The sequence below is a fragment of the Rathayibacter sp. VKM Ac-2879 genome, assembly GCF_015351245.1.
Classification (GTDB): Bacteria; Actinomycetota; Actinomycetes; order Actinomycetales; family Microbacteriaceae; genus Rathayibacter.
The window spans coordinates 797,313-812,223 of sequence record NZ_JADKSO010000002.1 but is presented as its reverse complement, the minus strand read 5'-3'; the positions used below and the strand labels follow the sequence as shown (position 1 = coordinate 812,223).

Below are 14,911 nucleotides of genomic sequence, written 5' to 3'. Positions count from 1 at the left end.
AGTGTCAGCGTACGAAGAGTGGTACCAGCGGGTTCTTGCCAGCCACAGCGAATCCGCGGATCTTCGTGTCGCCTCACAGAGAGTGTTGTCCATCGCGGAGGAGATTGACGGCTCACCTCTCGTTGGCGACGAGAAGGCTGCGCTGAGATTCGTTTGCTCGTCACTCGTCATCAATGCGGGGGCAGACCTTGCCGATGTCGCGCTTCTCACCGAAGGCCAAGAGCTCGCGTCACGCGCGTGCAGCGACACTACTCCCGAGCAGCCGCTGCACTTTCAGTGCATGTACAACGTCGCTAACGCAATCGTCACAGCATGTGACCTCGGCTTGCCCACGCAGGCAACTTCCGAAGAACGAGCGAGCGACCTTGCGGAAAGTCGTCGCGCCAACCGAGTAGAGCTTCGCCGTGCGAGGCAAATGTTTCTCACCGTCGGATCTTCGCCGCGCGCAGATCCACACACGCGCTCGGCTGCATACTGCAACCTTGCGAACTGTCTCGACCACTCCGGGCGATGGGCTGAAGCCTACGACTTCTACCTACACGCGCTCGAAGCTGACCCATCGAACGGCAACGCCGCAGGAAACCTTGCCCAGCTCCTCATGAACAGAATCCAATCAGGAGTCGGACAGACCGGTCACATCGCAGCAGTCTTCGATAAGTACGTGAACATGGCCCAGTCCCTGCGCGACGGCACCATCAGCTTCGCCGGCGCGGACACGGCCAACCGATGGGACGGACTCGAGCCCACCGAAAGTCCAGGACACCTATCGCACGGCTTGGAAGGCGTCGAGGACGAGTACCTCAAATGGATCGCTGCGTACAGGCTCGCCCTGTCACCGGCCGTTGAAGGCCTCGGCACCGAAGACCGACACTGGGACAGCGCCTCGATTGAAGTCTTATATGGCGGTTCTCCAGAGGAAATGTCTCCGCCGATTCTCGCCGAGATGAATGTCTTGAAATCTGACTTCCTCGTCTCGCGCCAGTTGGCGTACGAGGGGTACGTACAAGTCGCCGAAGGCCCGGAGCAAAAGGATGACGATTCCGGGTACTACGTCGAGACACTCGACTATTCGCTCTACGGCCTTCAATATTCCAAACTCCTTCTCGCTCAACGATCCGCCCTCGACGTTCTGGATAAAACAGCCGTCGTCGCCAACGAGCACTTCTGTGTGGGAGACGAGGCTCGTCGAGTTTCCTTCCGGAAGTTCTGGGCAAGGAAGGACGGCACTGTGCGGCCCGGGCTCGTGAAGGCCCCGCAACACGCATTGCCCCCATACGCGCTTTCCGAACTTGCTTACGACATGGAAGACGCTGGCATGTATGCCCCCTCGCAGGCTCTTCGCAACGCCGGCACCCATCGAATCGTCCACGCGGCATTCCTGGAGCCGACGGGTGTGACCGTTGACGCCCGCAGCCGGGTTGATCTCTTCGAACTCGTTGACTCAACGATGCTCGCGCTCCAAGTAACTCGGTCCGCTTACCTCTACCTCATCGACCTCGTCGCGAGCTGGAACCACCCCGCCGATCATCCTGGTACGTACATGCCCTTCCCCTCCTTCGAGTACATGCAGTTCCCTGAAGACCCTGAACAAGATCCGCCGGCCGACATGCACGAATCCAGCGAACCAGCTGGAGCACAACCAGGCCCGGACACTGCCAGAGATGCAGGACCGGACTCGTAGGTGTACCCGACTCGACTGGCCAACACGCGGGGCACGCTAGGACAGGTCGCCCACATCGGTGGATAGCTCGGCACGCGGAATCGCTTCCAGCGCCACATTCGGATTACCCCGTGCCCCGGGTCAAGGCCATCCTGGCGCAGGACGATGTGCCTGCCCGAGCGGATGCCGACACGACGGTCGTGCGTCCGTGCCTCGCCGAGGCGACCGGACCGCGGCGCGATATCCCCAGCACTCGTCTATGCGTGCTTCCCCGTGCTGGGCCCGCCCCGTACCGCTGCGGTCGAGTCACGCGCATACGGCGGGGTCAGATCGTATCGGCTCGATGTGCGGAGCATCATGGGAATGTGAGTCCTCGCCACCACCTCGTTCCGCAGTTCTACCTGCGGAACTTCGCCGATAGCAACCAGCAACTGGCACTGGTCGATCGCGACCGACCAGACCGCGTCGTTCGAAGCGCTGTCCGAAAAGCCTGCGCCGAAGTCGGCTTCTACCGGATTGAGACCGAGGTCCTTGCTCGCGACGAAGATCGTGCCGGCCACGACCCAGAGTCGATCGAGCACCACCTGAGCCAGTTCGAACAGGCCGCGGCTCCCGCCGTGTACAAGCTGCTCCGTACAGGCTGGGCCGACTTCACCACGGAGGACTGGTACCACCTGATCAATCACATCGCTCTCCAGACCGTCCGCGGACATCGGTGGCGTGAGGACTTCAACGCGATGGCTACCCACCACATGCGGCTACAACTCGGAGAAACGGTCACCGACGACAGCGTCCGGACCTGGCTTCGCGCGAACGGTCGCCCCGCCTCCGCGGATGACGTGGGCATCGTCAGGGCTGAGATGCTCGGCCCGTCCGGACCCAAGTTGGTGGCACCAGATGCTGTGATGATCCAAGAGGGCATCAAGCTTGCTCTGGGTGAACTCGGAGAACGTCTGGCCCACCAGATGACTTGGTCACTGATCCTGAGCGACTCCGAGCCTGTCCTCACCTCAGACGAGCCAGTGTGCTGGTGGTCACCCGGTGATGCACCAGTTGGTTACGCGACAGCAAGCATCGTGTGGTTTCCTCTCAGCCCGAGAGTGATACTCCAGTTGCGTGACCGCGAGGTCGACCCTGACAAGCTTGGTCTTCCCTCGGTTGCCAGTGCTACTGGCCGCGACGAACTGATCCGCGTGGTGAATCGCCAGATCGCAGGCCAAGCACACCGATGGGTCATCCACCACCCCGACGACCGTCTACATGACGGCCTTCAGATGGCACCGCGCACGGCGTGGCGCGACCAACTCGTCAGCGTCACTGAAGACGGAGGTACAAGTCGTGAGCTTTGGGTCCACCGACGGCTGCCCGCCCAATAGATAAGACCTTCTCTAGGTGGGTCACTGATACGCCGCGATCGCCTCGATCATCTGCTGTCGTGTGCGATCTAGTCGCGCAGGCTCGGTTGGTGCGGCCGAGGAGATCGCACGCCACCGTTCTCTTGGCGCGTGTCGCCCGAGAGCGATGGAGAGGATGCGAGAGAGTGAGTGCGTGTCGGACGGACAGTAGGTGACCTGGTCACCGGTAGGGGGTTTTCACCAGGTGATGTCACCGAATCTCCTCGTGACTCTTTGTCACCACGGCAGAGGTTGGCGCTGCTGGTTCCGCACGGAGCACTGAGGTATGGCTAGGGCGAAGAGCGATTCCACTCGAAGCGGTTCCACTGGGACAGAACGAGTACGTGCGTCACGTGACGGTGACCGATTCCACTACACCTGGGCTGCAGTCCGCCTGCTAAAGCTTCTGAGCCCCGCGACCGATCTCCAGCAGGTATCAATCGAGGGACTCGGCTCCGCTCCTTCGGAAGCCGAGCCAGACGGTGCTGAGGTCATAGACCTTGTTGAGTTCTACGGACCTCCAGACGAAGACTTCACGTCCCTGGAAGTGCGTCAGTTCAAGCACTCGACCCTGCACCCAAACGAGAATGTCACCCTTGGCGAGGTTCGCAAGATCCTCAGCAAGTTTGCTCAGCTCGACGACACATTGCGAATGCAGTACCCGCAGGCCACGATTCGCTTCTCAATAGTCACGAACAAGCCGATTTCCTCTGACGCTGTCAATGCTGTGCGCGACTTGGCTAGTGGTCAGCCGACTGCCGTGGGGTCGTCAGCCGCGAAGCTGACGAATGCAGCGAATCTCAGCGCCGATGATGCGGCGTCTCTATGCTCACGGCTCGACCTCCGAGGCCGTGAGCCCGGGGTTACCGTTCTCCGACGCGGGCTTGACCGAGAAGTCGGCGGACTCACCGCTGACACCGACCTCCGCGTGTCCGCGTCTCTTGTTGACCTTGTCGCCTCAAGAGCGAGCACCGAGTCCAGTGGCCCAATCCGGAAGGCAGATGTTCTCACTGCTTTCGGTTGTCGGGAGGACGAGCTTGCCCCGGCGCCGTGCCAGCTTGAGACTGCACCGTTCTTTGTGCGAGACGCATATGTGGAACTCGCGGATCGGATTCTTGGATCTTCCGGTTCGATAGTCGTAACGGCCGAGGGCGGAGCCGGGAAGAGCACGTTCGCTCGGGCGCTACCGGACCTTTTACGAGGTCGAGCCGACGTCATCATCTACGATTGCTTCGGCAATGGGTCCTACCGCAGACCAGACCGTCCGCGGCATCGTCACCGCGACGGACTAGTTCAGCTTGCTACTGAAATCGCAGGAATAGGGCTTGGTCTCCCGATAGTTCACACCGGCAACCTCGCCCCCGAGGAGTACACCAAGGCTTTCGTTCGTCGCCTCGACGCTGCGAGCGAGATTCTCGTTCAGAGTGGAACTCGCCAGCTAGTGATAGTGGTGGACGCCGCCGATAACGCCGTGATGGCTGCGGAGGACAACGCGGAATCTAGAGCATTCGTGCGGGATGTGCTGAGGCTAGACGACGCTATTCCAACGAACGTTCACATCGTGTTGACTTGTCGACCAGAGCGTGCTCATCTTCTTGAAGCTCCTGCGGGTACGGTGACGTTCGAACTACCGGCCTTCGCACTAGAAGAGACGGCGAAGGTCGTTTCAACTTCACATCCATCGGCGACGACTCTGGACGTTGCAGAGATTCACGATCGAACCGCGGGTAATCCGCGAGTCGTGTCAACGGTGCTCTCTGAAACCAAAACGATTCAAGAGGCTCTCGGTCGACTCGCGGGGTTTACGGACAGCACTTCTCCGCTTGACGCTCTCATGCAAGAGCAAGTTACCAAGGCCTTCAACAACGCTGGTAGGTCGCGATCAGAACTCGAACGTGCTGCCCAGCTCCTCACGTTATTGCGTCCGAGTGTTCCGTTGGGCGTGCTTGCGGAACTTGCTGGTACGCAGGCTGCTAACGTCCGCAGTTTCATATCCGATCTAGGTCGAGGCTTGATCCTGAGCGGGCAAAGCGTCCAGTTTCTCGACGAACCGACGGAAACGTACTTCCGCACCCGGCACCGTGCCACACCTGAGGTCGCGGCCCAAGTCGCGTCTCAGCTGCGCACGCTGAGCGGCTCCTCTGCTTACGCCGCGTCTTCTCTGCCGGAGGTTCTCTGGAGCGCAAATCTCCACGACGAACTGCTCGCCCTCGTTGCCACGGACGATGCCCTGCCCTCAACGAGTGACGTCGAGCGTACCCGGGTCGAGCACTTACGCGTGGAGTTCGGTCTTCGTGCAGCTGTCCAGCTACGACGTCCGGATTCGATTGTGCAGTTGGCCATGCGCGCTGGAGCGGGTCGCGCAGGGAAGGGGCGGCAGTTCACGATCATTAGAGACAACCCTGACCTGGCGGGTTCGCGGATGGACGCCCGGGTGCTTGGTGAGCTGATCGCGTCGCGAGAGCTCCCACAAAGTTGGCCGGGCTCTACGCTCGGTGCCGAGGCGGCGATGCTTGCTCATTCCACCGGAGGTACGAGCACAGCCAGGAGCAGGTCTCGGCAAGCAGCTTCCGCCATCGCTGCCTGGGTACGCTCGCCGAGAGAGCGATACTCGCGCGACGAGAATGTCACCCCAGAACAAGTGGCACACATCGCACTTGCGATCCTTCGAACGGATGGACCTCCTGCGGCTGTCCGATACTTGTCGGGTTGGCGCCCAGCTCGATTTGTCCTCGAATCGAGCGCAGCGCTTACGCGGATGCTCATCTCATGTGCCCCAGAGGACGACGTTTCTGGCCTGATCGTGAGTTCCACCCATCCTGCGTTACTTCTTGGCGTCTTTGGCGAGATGCAGCGCGTTGGAATGACCGTAGATGCCAGTGTCGTTGGCGGCGCGTGGACGGCACTGGAACGATTCCGTGCTCGTCTCACTGCCGAGGAATACGATCACCGGAATGCGGAAGATACCGCGCTCCGGGGCGCTTCATGGCTTTGCGCACTTGCGGTGCGTCACTCGATTGCCGACGCAATAGTAGCCGCAGAACGACTTCGCGAATGCCTGCCGCCATCGCTACCTATTGGACTTGGCGACAGACACGGCTCAGGCCGATCGGGTCTTCTCCTAGCGGTCGCGTTGCGTGCCGAACTAATGGGTGAGGTACTCGATGTCGGGCACTACCGGCCCCTTCAAGTTCCAGCGAAGCGTGGAAAGTACGATCCCGCGAAGTCCAATGACGACGATCTCAATCGCTATCTGCGCCCCGCCATCAGCTGGCTCAGCTCTTGGGCAAAATACGCTCGCGGTGACCTCGATCCGCAAGCCGCGGCAGCAGTGATCGCGAGTTACCCCAAACGCCAGTCACAAGATGACATCTGGTCAATGGCGCTCCGAATCGCCCGGCAGATCTTGCCCTTGCTCGGCTCTTCCTTCGAGGAAAAAGAGGTGACAGTCGCTTGCATTCAAGCGATTCAGACGATCTCTGCCAATGCTCCGATTGCCGGGGCGCTCGACCTGATCTCAGGGCTGCGAGGCGACGCCCGTTTCGCGTCGGCGGTCCTCGAACTCTCCAACGCGGCACGGCATGCCCTGACGAGTGCCGCTGAAACGGCCGACAGCAAGGCCGAAACGCTAGTGCGCGTAGCTCGGGGAATGCACCGCTTTAGTGAGGCCGAAGCTGGAAGCTACTTCGACCACGCTGTGAAAGCTGCTAGCGGAGTGGGTGATGATGCGATTTATCGATGGGATGCAGTAGTTGCCCTCACGCGGGCAGCTGCTGGCATCGATCCCCTCGACGCATTCACCCTCGCTGAGCGCGTCGCTCGCCTCGGCGAGGCCGTGGAACCGATCGTGTATGACGGATTCAACCAACACCAGCTCGTCGCTGCACTCGCGCGGGTCTCGGGCACCAACGTTCTCCGAATTCTCGGGCAGTGGAGGGATCGCCGGTTCGGGGCGCTCGACTGGCAATTCAGGGGACTAGTTGACGGGGATGGTGCCCTGCTTGCGGGACGGCCAGATCTCAGAATAGTTTTGGCGCCCTTCTCGACCAACTTTGACCTGGACGCCGCGCTTCGTGAACTTGACGTATCCGGCTCCCTCAACGCAAAGGCCCTGTCTGCCGCAGATAATCTCGCAAACCGACTTGGACGCTCCCTCGATCCCGAGTTCAGGCAATCCCCACTCCCTGACCCCCTTCGTGCCAAGGACCCTGACGAGTTCAGGAGCACCACCTTGGATCTCACGCCAGACGAACAAACAGAACGATCCGCTCAGATAGACGAATGCAAAGCGCAGATCGCGGCACTTGACCTCACTCGGACAAGCGACGTGAACGCGGCGGTTCGACTTCAGCAAGAGGCTCGTACGTACAGTGACAGTCTCTTCATCGCAGAAACCTTTTCGCGTCCAGAGCTTCAGTGGGGCCCGATCCTGGACGCCGCATTGGATTCTGATGCCCTCAGCGACTACGAGCTAGCCAAGCTCTTGAACGCGGCCCTAGTGCGTCCTCGAACGGCTCAATCGTTCGTCGATTCGCTGAAGAATGCGGTCGGCACCTACGTTGATCGACACGGTGCCCGGTTGCTTCACCACAACTGGATGAGTTTTGACCTGCCTGCGGCGGCCGACCTCTTGGAGGTGCGCACGACCGATCTCCTCCAACGTGCCCTCGACCACCTGAATCTTGAGGAAGCGTTGACCGATGCCGACCATTGCTACATGCTCGCAGCTGGAGCTTCAGCAGTCCTCGACCCTTCCACAGCTGCGCGCGTGCTCGACGAAGCGCTCGCCGCCTTCGAGGAAGAACTCGGAATTAGTCCCAGGACAGCTTCCGGGCAGACGCCAGCAGACCCAATCGATACCGCAATAGCAAACTTCCTCTGGGCTGCACTTGGTGACCCGCGCGCAGCAGTTCGTTGGCAGGCTGCACACGCAGTGCGTACAGCCATCGAACTCGGCGTCAGCGACGTGATCATTGCGCTCGGCTCGGCAGTCACGCGGGGCGATGCAGCTGGGTACGCCGATGAACGATTCCTCTACTACCAGATGAGCGCAGCAGAGTGGTTCCTTGTCGCTGTCGAGCGAGTAGCACGCGACGACCCCTCTGCCGTCGACGCACTCATGTCCACAGTGATCGAACTAAGCGACCGCTATCCGGACCACGCCGCGATTCAACGGCACTGCTCATCAGTTGCGCTACTGACCGCTACATCAATTGGCCATTCTGTTGGGACCGACTGGAAGGCCAAGCTTGCAGAGCCGGTGACTCTCGAAAGCTGGCACCGCCCCACCCAGCCCGGTCCAATGATGAAGGGCGCACCACACGCTGAGCACCGATTCCATTCAGACTTCGACGAGTATGTCCTCGGAAAACTAACGAAGGCACTCGCCATCACACACCAAGAAGTGCTCGATGCGGCTAGCACGCTCATCCTCGACGAATGGGGATGGCGAGGCAAGGGCAAACGTTTAGAGGACCCGAGGCGGACCGCAGGTGTTTACGAGGACGGTGAAACCTACGGATACAAATGGGAGATTCCTAAAGCTGAGGATCTCGACTACTACCTGGAACGCCACGCGGCACTTACCACCGCCGGAAGACTCATGAGGACCGTTGCTCCGTACCGCGACCCCGATGCAGAACAGCCCGACGTCCTAGAATGGCTCGCCGACTTCGACGTCGCACGCCACGACGGGCGATGGATTACAGATCAGCGAAGCTCGATCCCTGGTTCATTGGCTACTGCCGGACCGCGAGGAAGTAGCCGGGTTCACGAATCCGAGTTTCTGACCGCCCTCAAACCTGCTGACGGATGGGTGACAGTCTGGCAATCGGCCACTGCCACTGAGTACGACCGATCCCTGAGCATCGACATCGCATCGGCTCTGGTCACTCCCGACGCCGCGGGCGCGCTTGTACGTGCGCTGCAAACTGCTGACGGTTACTGGAGCTTCCGAATCCCATCAGCTGACCTCGATGACGAAGACTTCCAGTTCTCCTCGCCTCCGTTCCAGCTTCAAGGTTGGGTGTCAACGCCGAATTCTGAAGGCGGCATCGACCGGCTGGACCCCCTCGCCACCGAACTCACGCCCGAGCTCCCACGCCCTTCCGAGGACACTGCGAAAATGCTCAGCATCACCTCCCGAGACGGCGGCCTCCGCTGGCAGAGCGAGGAGGCGGACGTCGTCTTGGCGTCTGAGACCTGGGCAGAGATTAGCGCCGGCCTTGAACCACACGGCCCATCAGGCCACCGGCTGCGGATCACGACCGAAGCGCTCGACCAGTTGCTGGGACGCCTCGATGCCGCGCTCATTGTGGAGGTACGCGTGAGGCGCGAAGATCGTAGCGCTCGCTATGCCGACGTCTCAGACAACGACAATGAAGGAGGTGACGCCGATCATGGCAACGACTTCCGAGTCTTCTCCTACCAGCCAGGAACAGGATGGAACGACTTCAACGGCTGTGTTGGAACTAGGTAGGCTGCTGGCGGCTGAGCTGGAACAGACCGACACTCTCGGACGCTGGATAGTTCACTATCTTGCGGAGCGCCTGACCAGCCTTGAACAGAAGGCTGGACCTGAGAGATCTACCGCCGAGGCTGAGGTTGCCGACCTCATCCTCCGACTCTGGTCGCTTCGCCGTCAGCTTCCCGGCAGTCGGTTACCCTTCGCTGAAGTGGACGAGGTGGAGGCGGCAATCGCGAGGCTGACACCCGGACGAAGACCGTGGGCATATTTCGGCGCATTCGCCGCTGATGCCGAGCCAAGCACAGAGGAGACCGAGACAAGCACCACTCTGAAAGCCGCACTGCTCATCGATCGACTCGCCGGCGATCTCGTCCATGGACTGATTGGCCGGGCGGCCGCACTTGCCGAGGAAGACGGCGCGGCTTGGACGAAGCAAGCGGAGAAGATCGGAGATGGGGCGCTGCGGACACTCCGTCGCATTCGCTTCGCCGACAACGGCAGCGAAGACGATGCCGAGAGTCCGGACTGGAACAGTGAGGTCACGAGGAGAGCAACAGCGCTGTTATCGGTGGTGTCGACCCTGGTCACCGCACTTGAAGCTGAGGGTTCGGAGCTTCCGGGTGAGAGCGGCGGCTGATCTTTCCTGCACCGGTAGTGCCAGCATCTGATGGATGCACACTGGAGGTCCGTTCTCGTCGACGAAGTGGACCAATCAAGTGACCAACAGCCTGCAAACCCTGCAATATGGGACGCGCGGAGCGCATCGCTGAAACAGGAATAGCCAGGTCAAGAAGGCTAAGAACCTGATCCTGGCACCTGGGGGTCAAGGGGTCGCAGGTTCAAATCCTGTCAGCCCGACAGAGAAATCTTGATGAGAAGCTATTTTCATCAGGGTTTTGTTGTTTCTGAGGGTCGATTTTTCTGGTCCCCTTCTGGTCCCCCTAGAACTCCGGACAGCATTGGGCTCTGGAGAACGAAACCCGCCGCGAAGCCCATCCTGTGGATAAGGGGACCAGAACCGCTCCAACCCGGATTGGCCGCACTGGATGTGTCGTCATCGGTGTCGTCAGTTGCGGGAAGGCGGAGTGCTCGGCGACGAAGTTCGCCCGGCCCGGCTATTGGCCGGTGAGGGAGTTGATGAGTAGGTGCGTGTTCGTGTCTCGCACGCCGGGGATGGCTCGGATGCGTTCGAGTGCGGAGTCGAACTCGGCCATGGTTGATGTGCGGAGCTGAACGACGAGGTCCCAACTGCCGAGTGTTGAGTGCAGATGCTCGACTTCGAGGAACCCGCGGATGGCCCGCACGACATCCTGGCCACGCGGGGGATCGCTTCGAACGAGCGTGATCGCGCGGATCACGTCTCTGTCGACCTCGTCGCTCAACCGGATCGTGAAGGCCTCGATCACACCCGACCGGGTGAGCCCGTCGATCCTTGCGGTCGCTGTCGACCGGTTAACCCCGAGCTCTCGGGCGAGGACCGCCACGGGGAGCCGGGACTGCCCCCGCAGGAGAGCGATCAAGCGTCGGTCAAGATCGTCGATCATACAAAGAGCTTAGATGACGGTCACAAATTGCTTGACCGGGCCGCACATTGTGGACACTGCGCCGATTGTGCCACCACATCGCTTGTTTCTAGCGTGGAAGGAACACCACGATCGGTGGTGAACGAACCCGAGGAACGTATGACCATCGCACTCAGCCATTTCGCCGCCCGCGCCGGTGACCACAACGATCGCGCTATGCAGGCCAGTCCGCTTCTCGCATCCGCACTCGCTGCACGTCTCGCCGTGCGGCCCACCGTCATCGGCGAGCCGCAGCCAGCCTCCCCATCGAGCTGGGATCGGGAACTCGCACTCGCGTTGCCTGCGCTCCGTCAAATGGCGGCACGCTACGACCAAGTTATGACCGACAAGCGCGTCCCGGTCACCGCTCTCAGTCGGTGTGCGGTGGCGCTGGCTACCCTGCCGATCGTGGCCAAGCACAGGCCCGATGCCGTCGTGCTCTGGTTCGATGCACACGCCGACCTCAACACACCCGAGAGCTCGTCTACCTGCTACCTCGGAGGGCTGGCGCTGTCCGGGCCGCTCGGGCTCTGGGAATCCGGGCTCGGCGCCGGACTCGCGGAGAGCAATGCGATTTTGGTGCGCCCGAGATATCGACCGGCCGGAGCAAGACCTCATCCACGAGGGTCGTGTCGGGCTCGTGCGTGTCGGGCAGAACATAGCCGATCTGCTCCGTAAAGAAGTCGCGGGCCGGCCCGTGTACGTCCACATCGACTGCGACGTTATCGAACCAGGAACAGTACCCACCGACTACATCGTGCCCGGTGGGATGACGCTCGCCCAGCTGGAAGACTGCGCCCGAGCTCTGACCGGCAGCGAACTCGTGGGCATTGAGGTGGGCGAGCTCGAAACTGCTGACGCAGGCTCACCAGACGCAGGCCACCCCGAACGCCTCATCGTGGATGCGCTCGAACCGCTCCTGCGACGCCTCGCACCCTGACCGCACAGAGACCAACAACCCCCAGCCGCCCACCGAAGTATGTCTCGCGTGTTAGCCGTGCAATCTCGCCGTGCATCGTTCGCGGGGCTTGGGTGGGTCACGGCACTTCAGGCCGATTCATACACCGATCGGATCGTCGAGCTCGGCGCCGTCCCCTCGACCGGAACGGTCGGGGATTCGTTTGATGACGGGATGGCCGAGGCCGTGAACAACCTCTACAAGACCGAGTTGATCTGCCAGCGCGGCCGCTGGCGGACCGTTGAGCAGGTCGAACTCGCGACGCTTGAATGGGTGTGGTGGTGGAACAACGAGCGCCTTCATGGCGATCTTGATATGCGCACCCCCGCCGAGGCCGAGACGGCGTACCACTGAAAGTCAGGCTGATTCAATCAGCGTCGGATACTCATCAAGTGTGATCCACAACCAGCCTCACGGCCCGCTCCTTGGCCCCCTCCGGAACTCTCTTCGACATGATCAACATCTTCCTTCCGAACTCGAAAGAAGACGGCATCAGACCGGAGAGGGTTCAATCTTCCCTTTCGCGCTGTCGAGGCACAGGGGCGGGTCTGTCGGTGACAACTTCGTAGACGAGGTCGGTGGTGATGGAGCCGATGCGAGCGAGGTCGGTGGTGACGCGTTCGAGGTCGGCCATGTCGGTGGCGAGGATCTCGAGGCTGTAGCAGGATTCGCCAGTGATGCGCAGCGCCCGAACGATCTGGGGTTGCCGGTGCAGCACCTCGGCGATCTTGTCGTAGAGGGCGCCGCGGACTTTCATTCGGACGACGGCGTGGAGGGTGTAGCCGAGGGCGGCGGGGAACACGTGGGTGGTGTGGCCGGTGATCACGCCGCGCACTTCGAGGGCGTTCAGACGTGCTCTGGTCGCGGAGGTGCCCAAATGGATGTCTTGTCCGAGTTCGGTGAGCGTCGCGCGCGCGTTCTGTTGCAGCGCCTGCACGAGGCGTTGGTCGAGCTCGTCGAGCGTGACGGGATCTGTTGGATTGGCCATTTATCGATTCTGCCGCAAATTCTGCGGTTGGACTTCTAGATCACCGCGTTTATGTCATTCCGCGTCAACATGTGCGGTACCTATCGTTGAGGGGAGACAGCCGCACCACGAGAGGAACCCCGACAGATGACGACAGCTACACCCTTCTTCTTCGTAGATGTGTTCGCGAGCGAACCGTTGACGGGAAATCCGCTCGCGCTGGTGCCCGATGCCGACGGGCTGTCGGAGGCGACGATGCGGGCGATCGCTCGGGAGTTCAATCAGTCCGAGACTACGTTCCTGGTGCGCCCGACCCTGCCGGGCGCGACGTGGCGGCTGCGGTCTTTCACCCCGATCGGGGTAGAGGTCCTCGGCGCGGGCCACAACGCGATGGGAGCCTGGATCTGGCTAGCCGACACCGGCCGTCTTCCCGCCGGGGAGGAGGAGTTCTCGCAACAGATTGGCGAGGAGGTTCTGCCTGTTCGGGTGAACCGGCTCGTGGGGGCGCGCAGTGTGGTGTCGATGGATCAGTCGGCGCCGGTCTTTGGAATCGGAGTGCGCGATGTGGTCGAACTCGCCGCCGCGCTCGGACTCGAGGGAGCCGACCTCGCTGAGGGTGGGGTTGCGCAGACCGTGTCGACGGGGGTCGGTCATCTGCTTGTGCCGTTGAGAGACCGAGCTGCCGTCGATCGGGCTGTTCCTGACGCGGCGCGGCTGGCCTCGGCGCTTCGGGAGGCGGGTGCGGAGGGCTGCTATGTGTACAGTTTGGACCCGGTTGCTCCGGAGGATGGTTCGGTGGCGTATGCGCGGTTCTTCAATCCCACGGTCGGTATTGCCGAGGACCCTGCAACGGGGACGGCGGCTGGTCCTCTGCTTGCCTCCCTTGTCGTAGCCGGCACGGTGGCGGATGGAGCCTCGGTGGTCGTGGAGCAGGGATTCTCGCTTGGTCGTCCCAGCAGGCTCAGAGTCGACGTGTTCGGTCAGCGGGTTCGGCTCAGCGGGTCCGGGCTCGTCGTCGCCGATGGCACGCTCCACCTGGAGGAGTGAGCATGGGTGAACTGAGTTGGCTTCGCCGCGCGATCGCATTGGCTGCTGAGGCGCGTGGGCAGGGCGACCCGCCATTCGGTTCGCTGCTTCTTGCGGCCGACGGGGTCGTGTTGGCGGAGGAGCGCAACACCACGGTGAGTGATCGTGATGTGACCGCGCATCCCGAGTTGAAGCTCGCCCGGTGGGCTGCTAGGGAACTCACCCCTGAGCGGGCTCGGGCGGCGACGATGTTCACGAGTTGTCAGCCGTGCCCGATGTGTGCGGGCGCGATCGCCCGTTCCGGGCTCGGTCGGGTCGTGTACGCCTTGGCGACCGAACAACTGCAGGAGCTCAAACCGTCGGACTCGATCGCTCCCGACTCCACGTTGATCGACTACGAGGGCCCCTTCCTGCTGGAGGAGGCCCGTCTCCCGGTCGATGGCTACTACAGCTGACGCGGAGCTTCAGTCCGCCGGTGCCCGTGCCGCGCGGCTCTGCACGCGGGTGGTGATCAGGGCGACGCCGAGCATCGCGCCTATCAGCTGTCAGAAGGGTGTCCTTCCGACAGTGGATGTCTATCCGGCGTTGCCGATGAGTGCGACCAGGATTGCGACGCCGAAGGCTCCGCCGAGTTGGTTGACGACGAAGAGGAATGGTGCTTCCCGGGGGGCGCTGGGCAGGATGCGACAGCGCAGATCGTCGAATCCGAAAGCCTGGGGGCGGCGTTCGGCACGACCGTCCCGTCAGGGTTCGGCAACGATTTCGCCGGCGTCATCGTAGAGAAGGACTCGGCAGTCACCCGCTGAAACGTGGGGGATCGGATTTTCGGAGGTGCCCGCGGAGCCGCAGTCGCAACCTCGATCGGCGAGGGGCTTTTT

Annotated in this window: 12 protein-coding genes; 10 read left to right on the top strand and 2 right to left on the bottom strand. The window is 61.8% G+C overall.

All coding sequences use genetic code 11. The features are described 5' to 3' along the window. Position 1: 1 nt before the first annotated feature. From ITJ45_RS14320 to ITJ45_RS08740, 4 genes are all read left to right on the top strand, one after another. A complete protein-coding gene (locus tag ITJ45_RS14320; RefSeq protein WP_194607795.1) occupies positions 2–1,681 on the top strand; it encodes an LA2681 family HEPN domain-containing protein in 1,680 nt (559 codons plus the stop codon). A 344-nt stretch (positions 1,682–2,025) separates the two neighbouring features. Continuing rightward, positions 2,026–3,036, top strand: coding sequence for a DUF4238 domain-containing protein (locus ITJ45_RS08750; RefSeq protein ID WP_194607796.1), 1,011 nt, complete (start codon positions 2,026–2,028; stop codon positions 3,034–3,036). A 1,468-nt stretch (positions 3,037–4,504) separates the two neighbouring features. Beyond that, complete coding sequence (locus ITJ45_RS08745; protein WP_194607797.1) at positions 4,505–9,532, top strand: ATP-binding protein; 5,028 nt, start codon at positions 4,505–4,507, stop codon at positions 9,530–9,532. Beyond that, the gene (locus ITJ45_RS08740) at positions 9,453–10,157 is read left to right on the top strand and encodes a hypothetical protein (protein ID WP_228493598.1); all 705 of its coding nucleotides are present in this window, start codon (positions 9,453–9,455) and stop codon (positions 10,155–10,157) included. Before ITJ45_RS08745 ends, ITJ45_RS08740 begins: the two co-directional genes overlap by 80 nt. A gap of 478 nt (positions 10,158–10,635) precedes the next feature. On the opposite strand, the gene ITJ45_RS08735 is transcribed toward ITJ45_RS08740, so the two are convergent. Next, positions 10,636–11,004 (bottom strand): Lrp/AsnC family transcriptional regulator, encoded by a 369-nt coding sequence (locus ITJ45_RS08735; protein WP_416365284.1) that lies wholly within the window; start codon positions 11,002–11,004, stop codon positions 10,636–10,638. A gap of 198 nt (positions 11,005–11,202) precedes the next feature. Between ITJ45_RS08735 and ITJ45_RS14460 the strand changes: the two genes are divergently transcribed. From ITJ45_RS14460 to ITJ45_RS08725, 3 genes are read left to right on the top strand one after another with little or no spacing between them, the layout of a single operon-like run. Beyond that, positions 11,203–11,760, top strand: coding sequence for an arginase family protein (locus ITJ45_RS14460; RefSeq protein ID WP_416365283.1), 558 nt, complete (start codon positions 11,203–11,205; stop codon positions 11,758–11,760). After that, positions 11,651–12,022: an arginase family protein gene (locus ITJ45_RS14035; RefSeq protein ID WP_228493599.1), complete on the top strand. Its 372-nt coding sequence runs from the start codon at positions 11,651–11,653 to the stop codon at positions 12,020–12,022. The genes ITJ45_RS14460 and ITJ45_RS14035 overlap by 110 nt, the downstream gene beginning before the upstream one ends. A gap of 48 nt (positions 12,023–12,070) precedes the next feature. Then, the gene (locus tag ITJ45_RS08725; protein WP_194630432.1) at positions 12,071–12,394 is read left to right on the top strand and encodes an integrase core domain-containing protein; all 324 of its coding nucleotides are present in this window, start codon (positions 12,071–12,073) and stop codon (positions 12,392–12,394) included. Between the two features lie 154 nt (positions 12,395–12,548). On the opposite strand, the gene ITJ45_RS08720 is transcribed toward ITJ45_RS08725, so the two are convergent. Further along, on the bottom strand, positions 12,549–13,028 hold the full coding sequence (locus tag ITJ45_RS08720) for an Lrp/AsnC family transcriptional regulator (RefSeq protein ID WP_194607800.1): 480 nt from the start codon (positions 13,026–13,028) through the stop codon (positions 12,549–12,551). A gap of 201 nt (positions 13,029–13,229) precedes the next feature. Here ITJ45_RS08720 and ITJ45_RS08715 point away from each other — a divergent pair, with 201 nt between their 5' ends. From ITJ45_RS08715 to ITJ45_RS08705, 3 genes are all read left to right on the top strand, one after another. Next, positions 13,230–14,054 (top strand): PhzF family phenazine biosynthesis protein, encoded by an 825-nt coding sequence (locus ITJ45_RS08715; protein WP_416365282.1) that lies wholly within the window; start codon positions 13,230–13,232, stop codon positions 14,052–14,054. A gap of 2 nt (positions 14,055–14,056) precedes the next feature. Continuing rightward, the gene (locus tag ITJ45_RS08710) at positions 14,057–14,488 is read left to right on the top strand and encodes a nucleoside deaminase (protein ID WP_194607802.1); all 432 of its coding nucleotides are present in this window, start codon (positions 14,057–14,059) and stop codon (positions 14,486–14,488) included. Positions 14,489–14,665: 177 nt separating this feature from the next. After that, entirely contained in the window at positions 14,666–14,839 is a 174-nt protein-coding gene (locus tag ITJ45_RS08705; RefSeq protein ID WP_194607803.1) for a hypothetical protein, read from the top strand. The last annotated feature ends 72 nt before the right edge of the window (positions 14,840–14,911 follow it).

Coding starts and splice junctions, on each gene's coding strand:
- ITJ45_RS08740 (WP_228493598.1), top strand. CDS start 9,453: ATGGCAACGACTTCCGAGTCTTCTCCTACCAGCCAGGAACAGGATGGA.
- ITJ45_RS14460 (WP_416365283.1), top strand. CDS start 11,203: ATGACCATCGCACTCAGCCATTTCGCCGCCCGCGCCGGTGACCACAAC.
- ITJ45_RS14035 (WP_228493599.1), top strand. CDS start 11,651: ATGCGATTTTGGTGCGCCCGAGATATCGACCGGCCGGAGCAAGACCTC.
- ITJ45_RS08720 (WP_194607800.1), bottom strand. CDS start 13,028: ATGGCCAATCCAACAGATCCCGTCACGCTCGACGAGCTCGACCAACGC.
- ITJ45_RS08710 (WP_194607802.1), top strand. CDS start 14,057: ATGGGTGAACTGAGTTGGCTTCGCCGCGCGATCGCATTGGCTGCTGAG.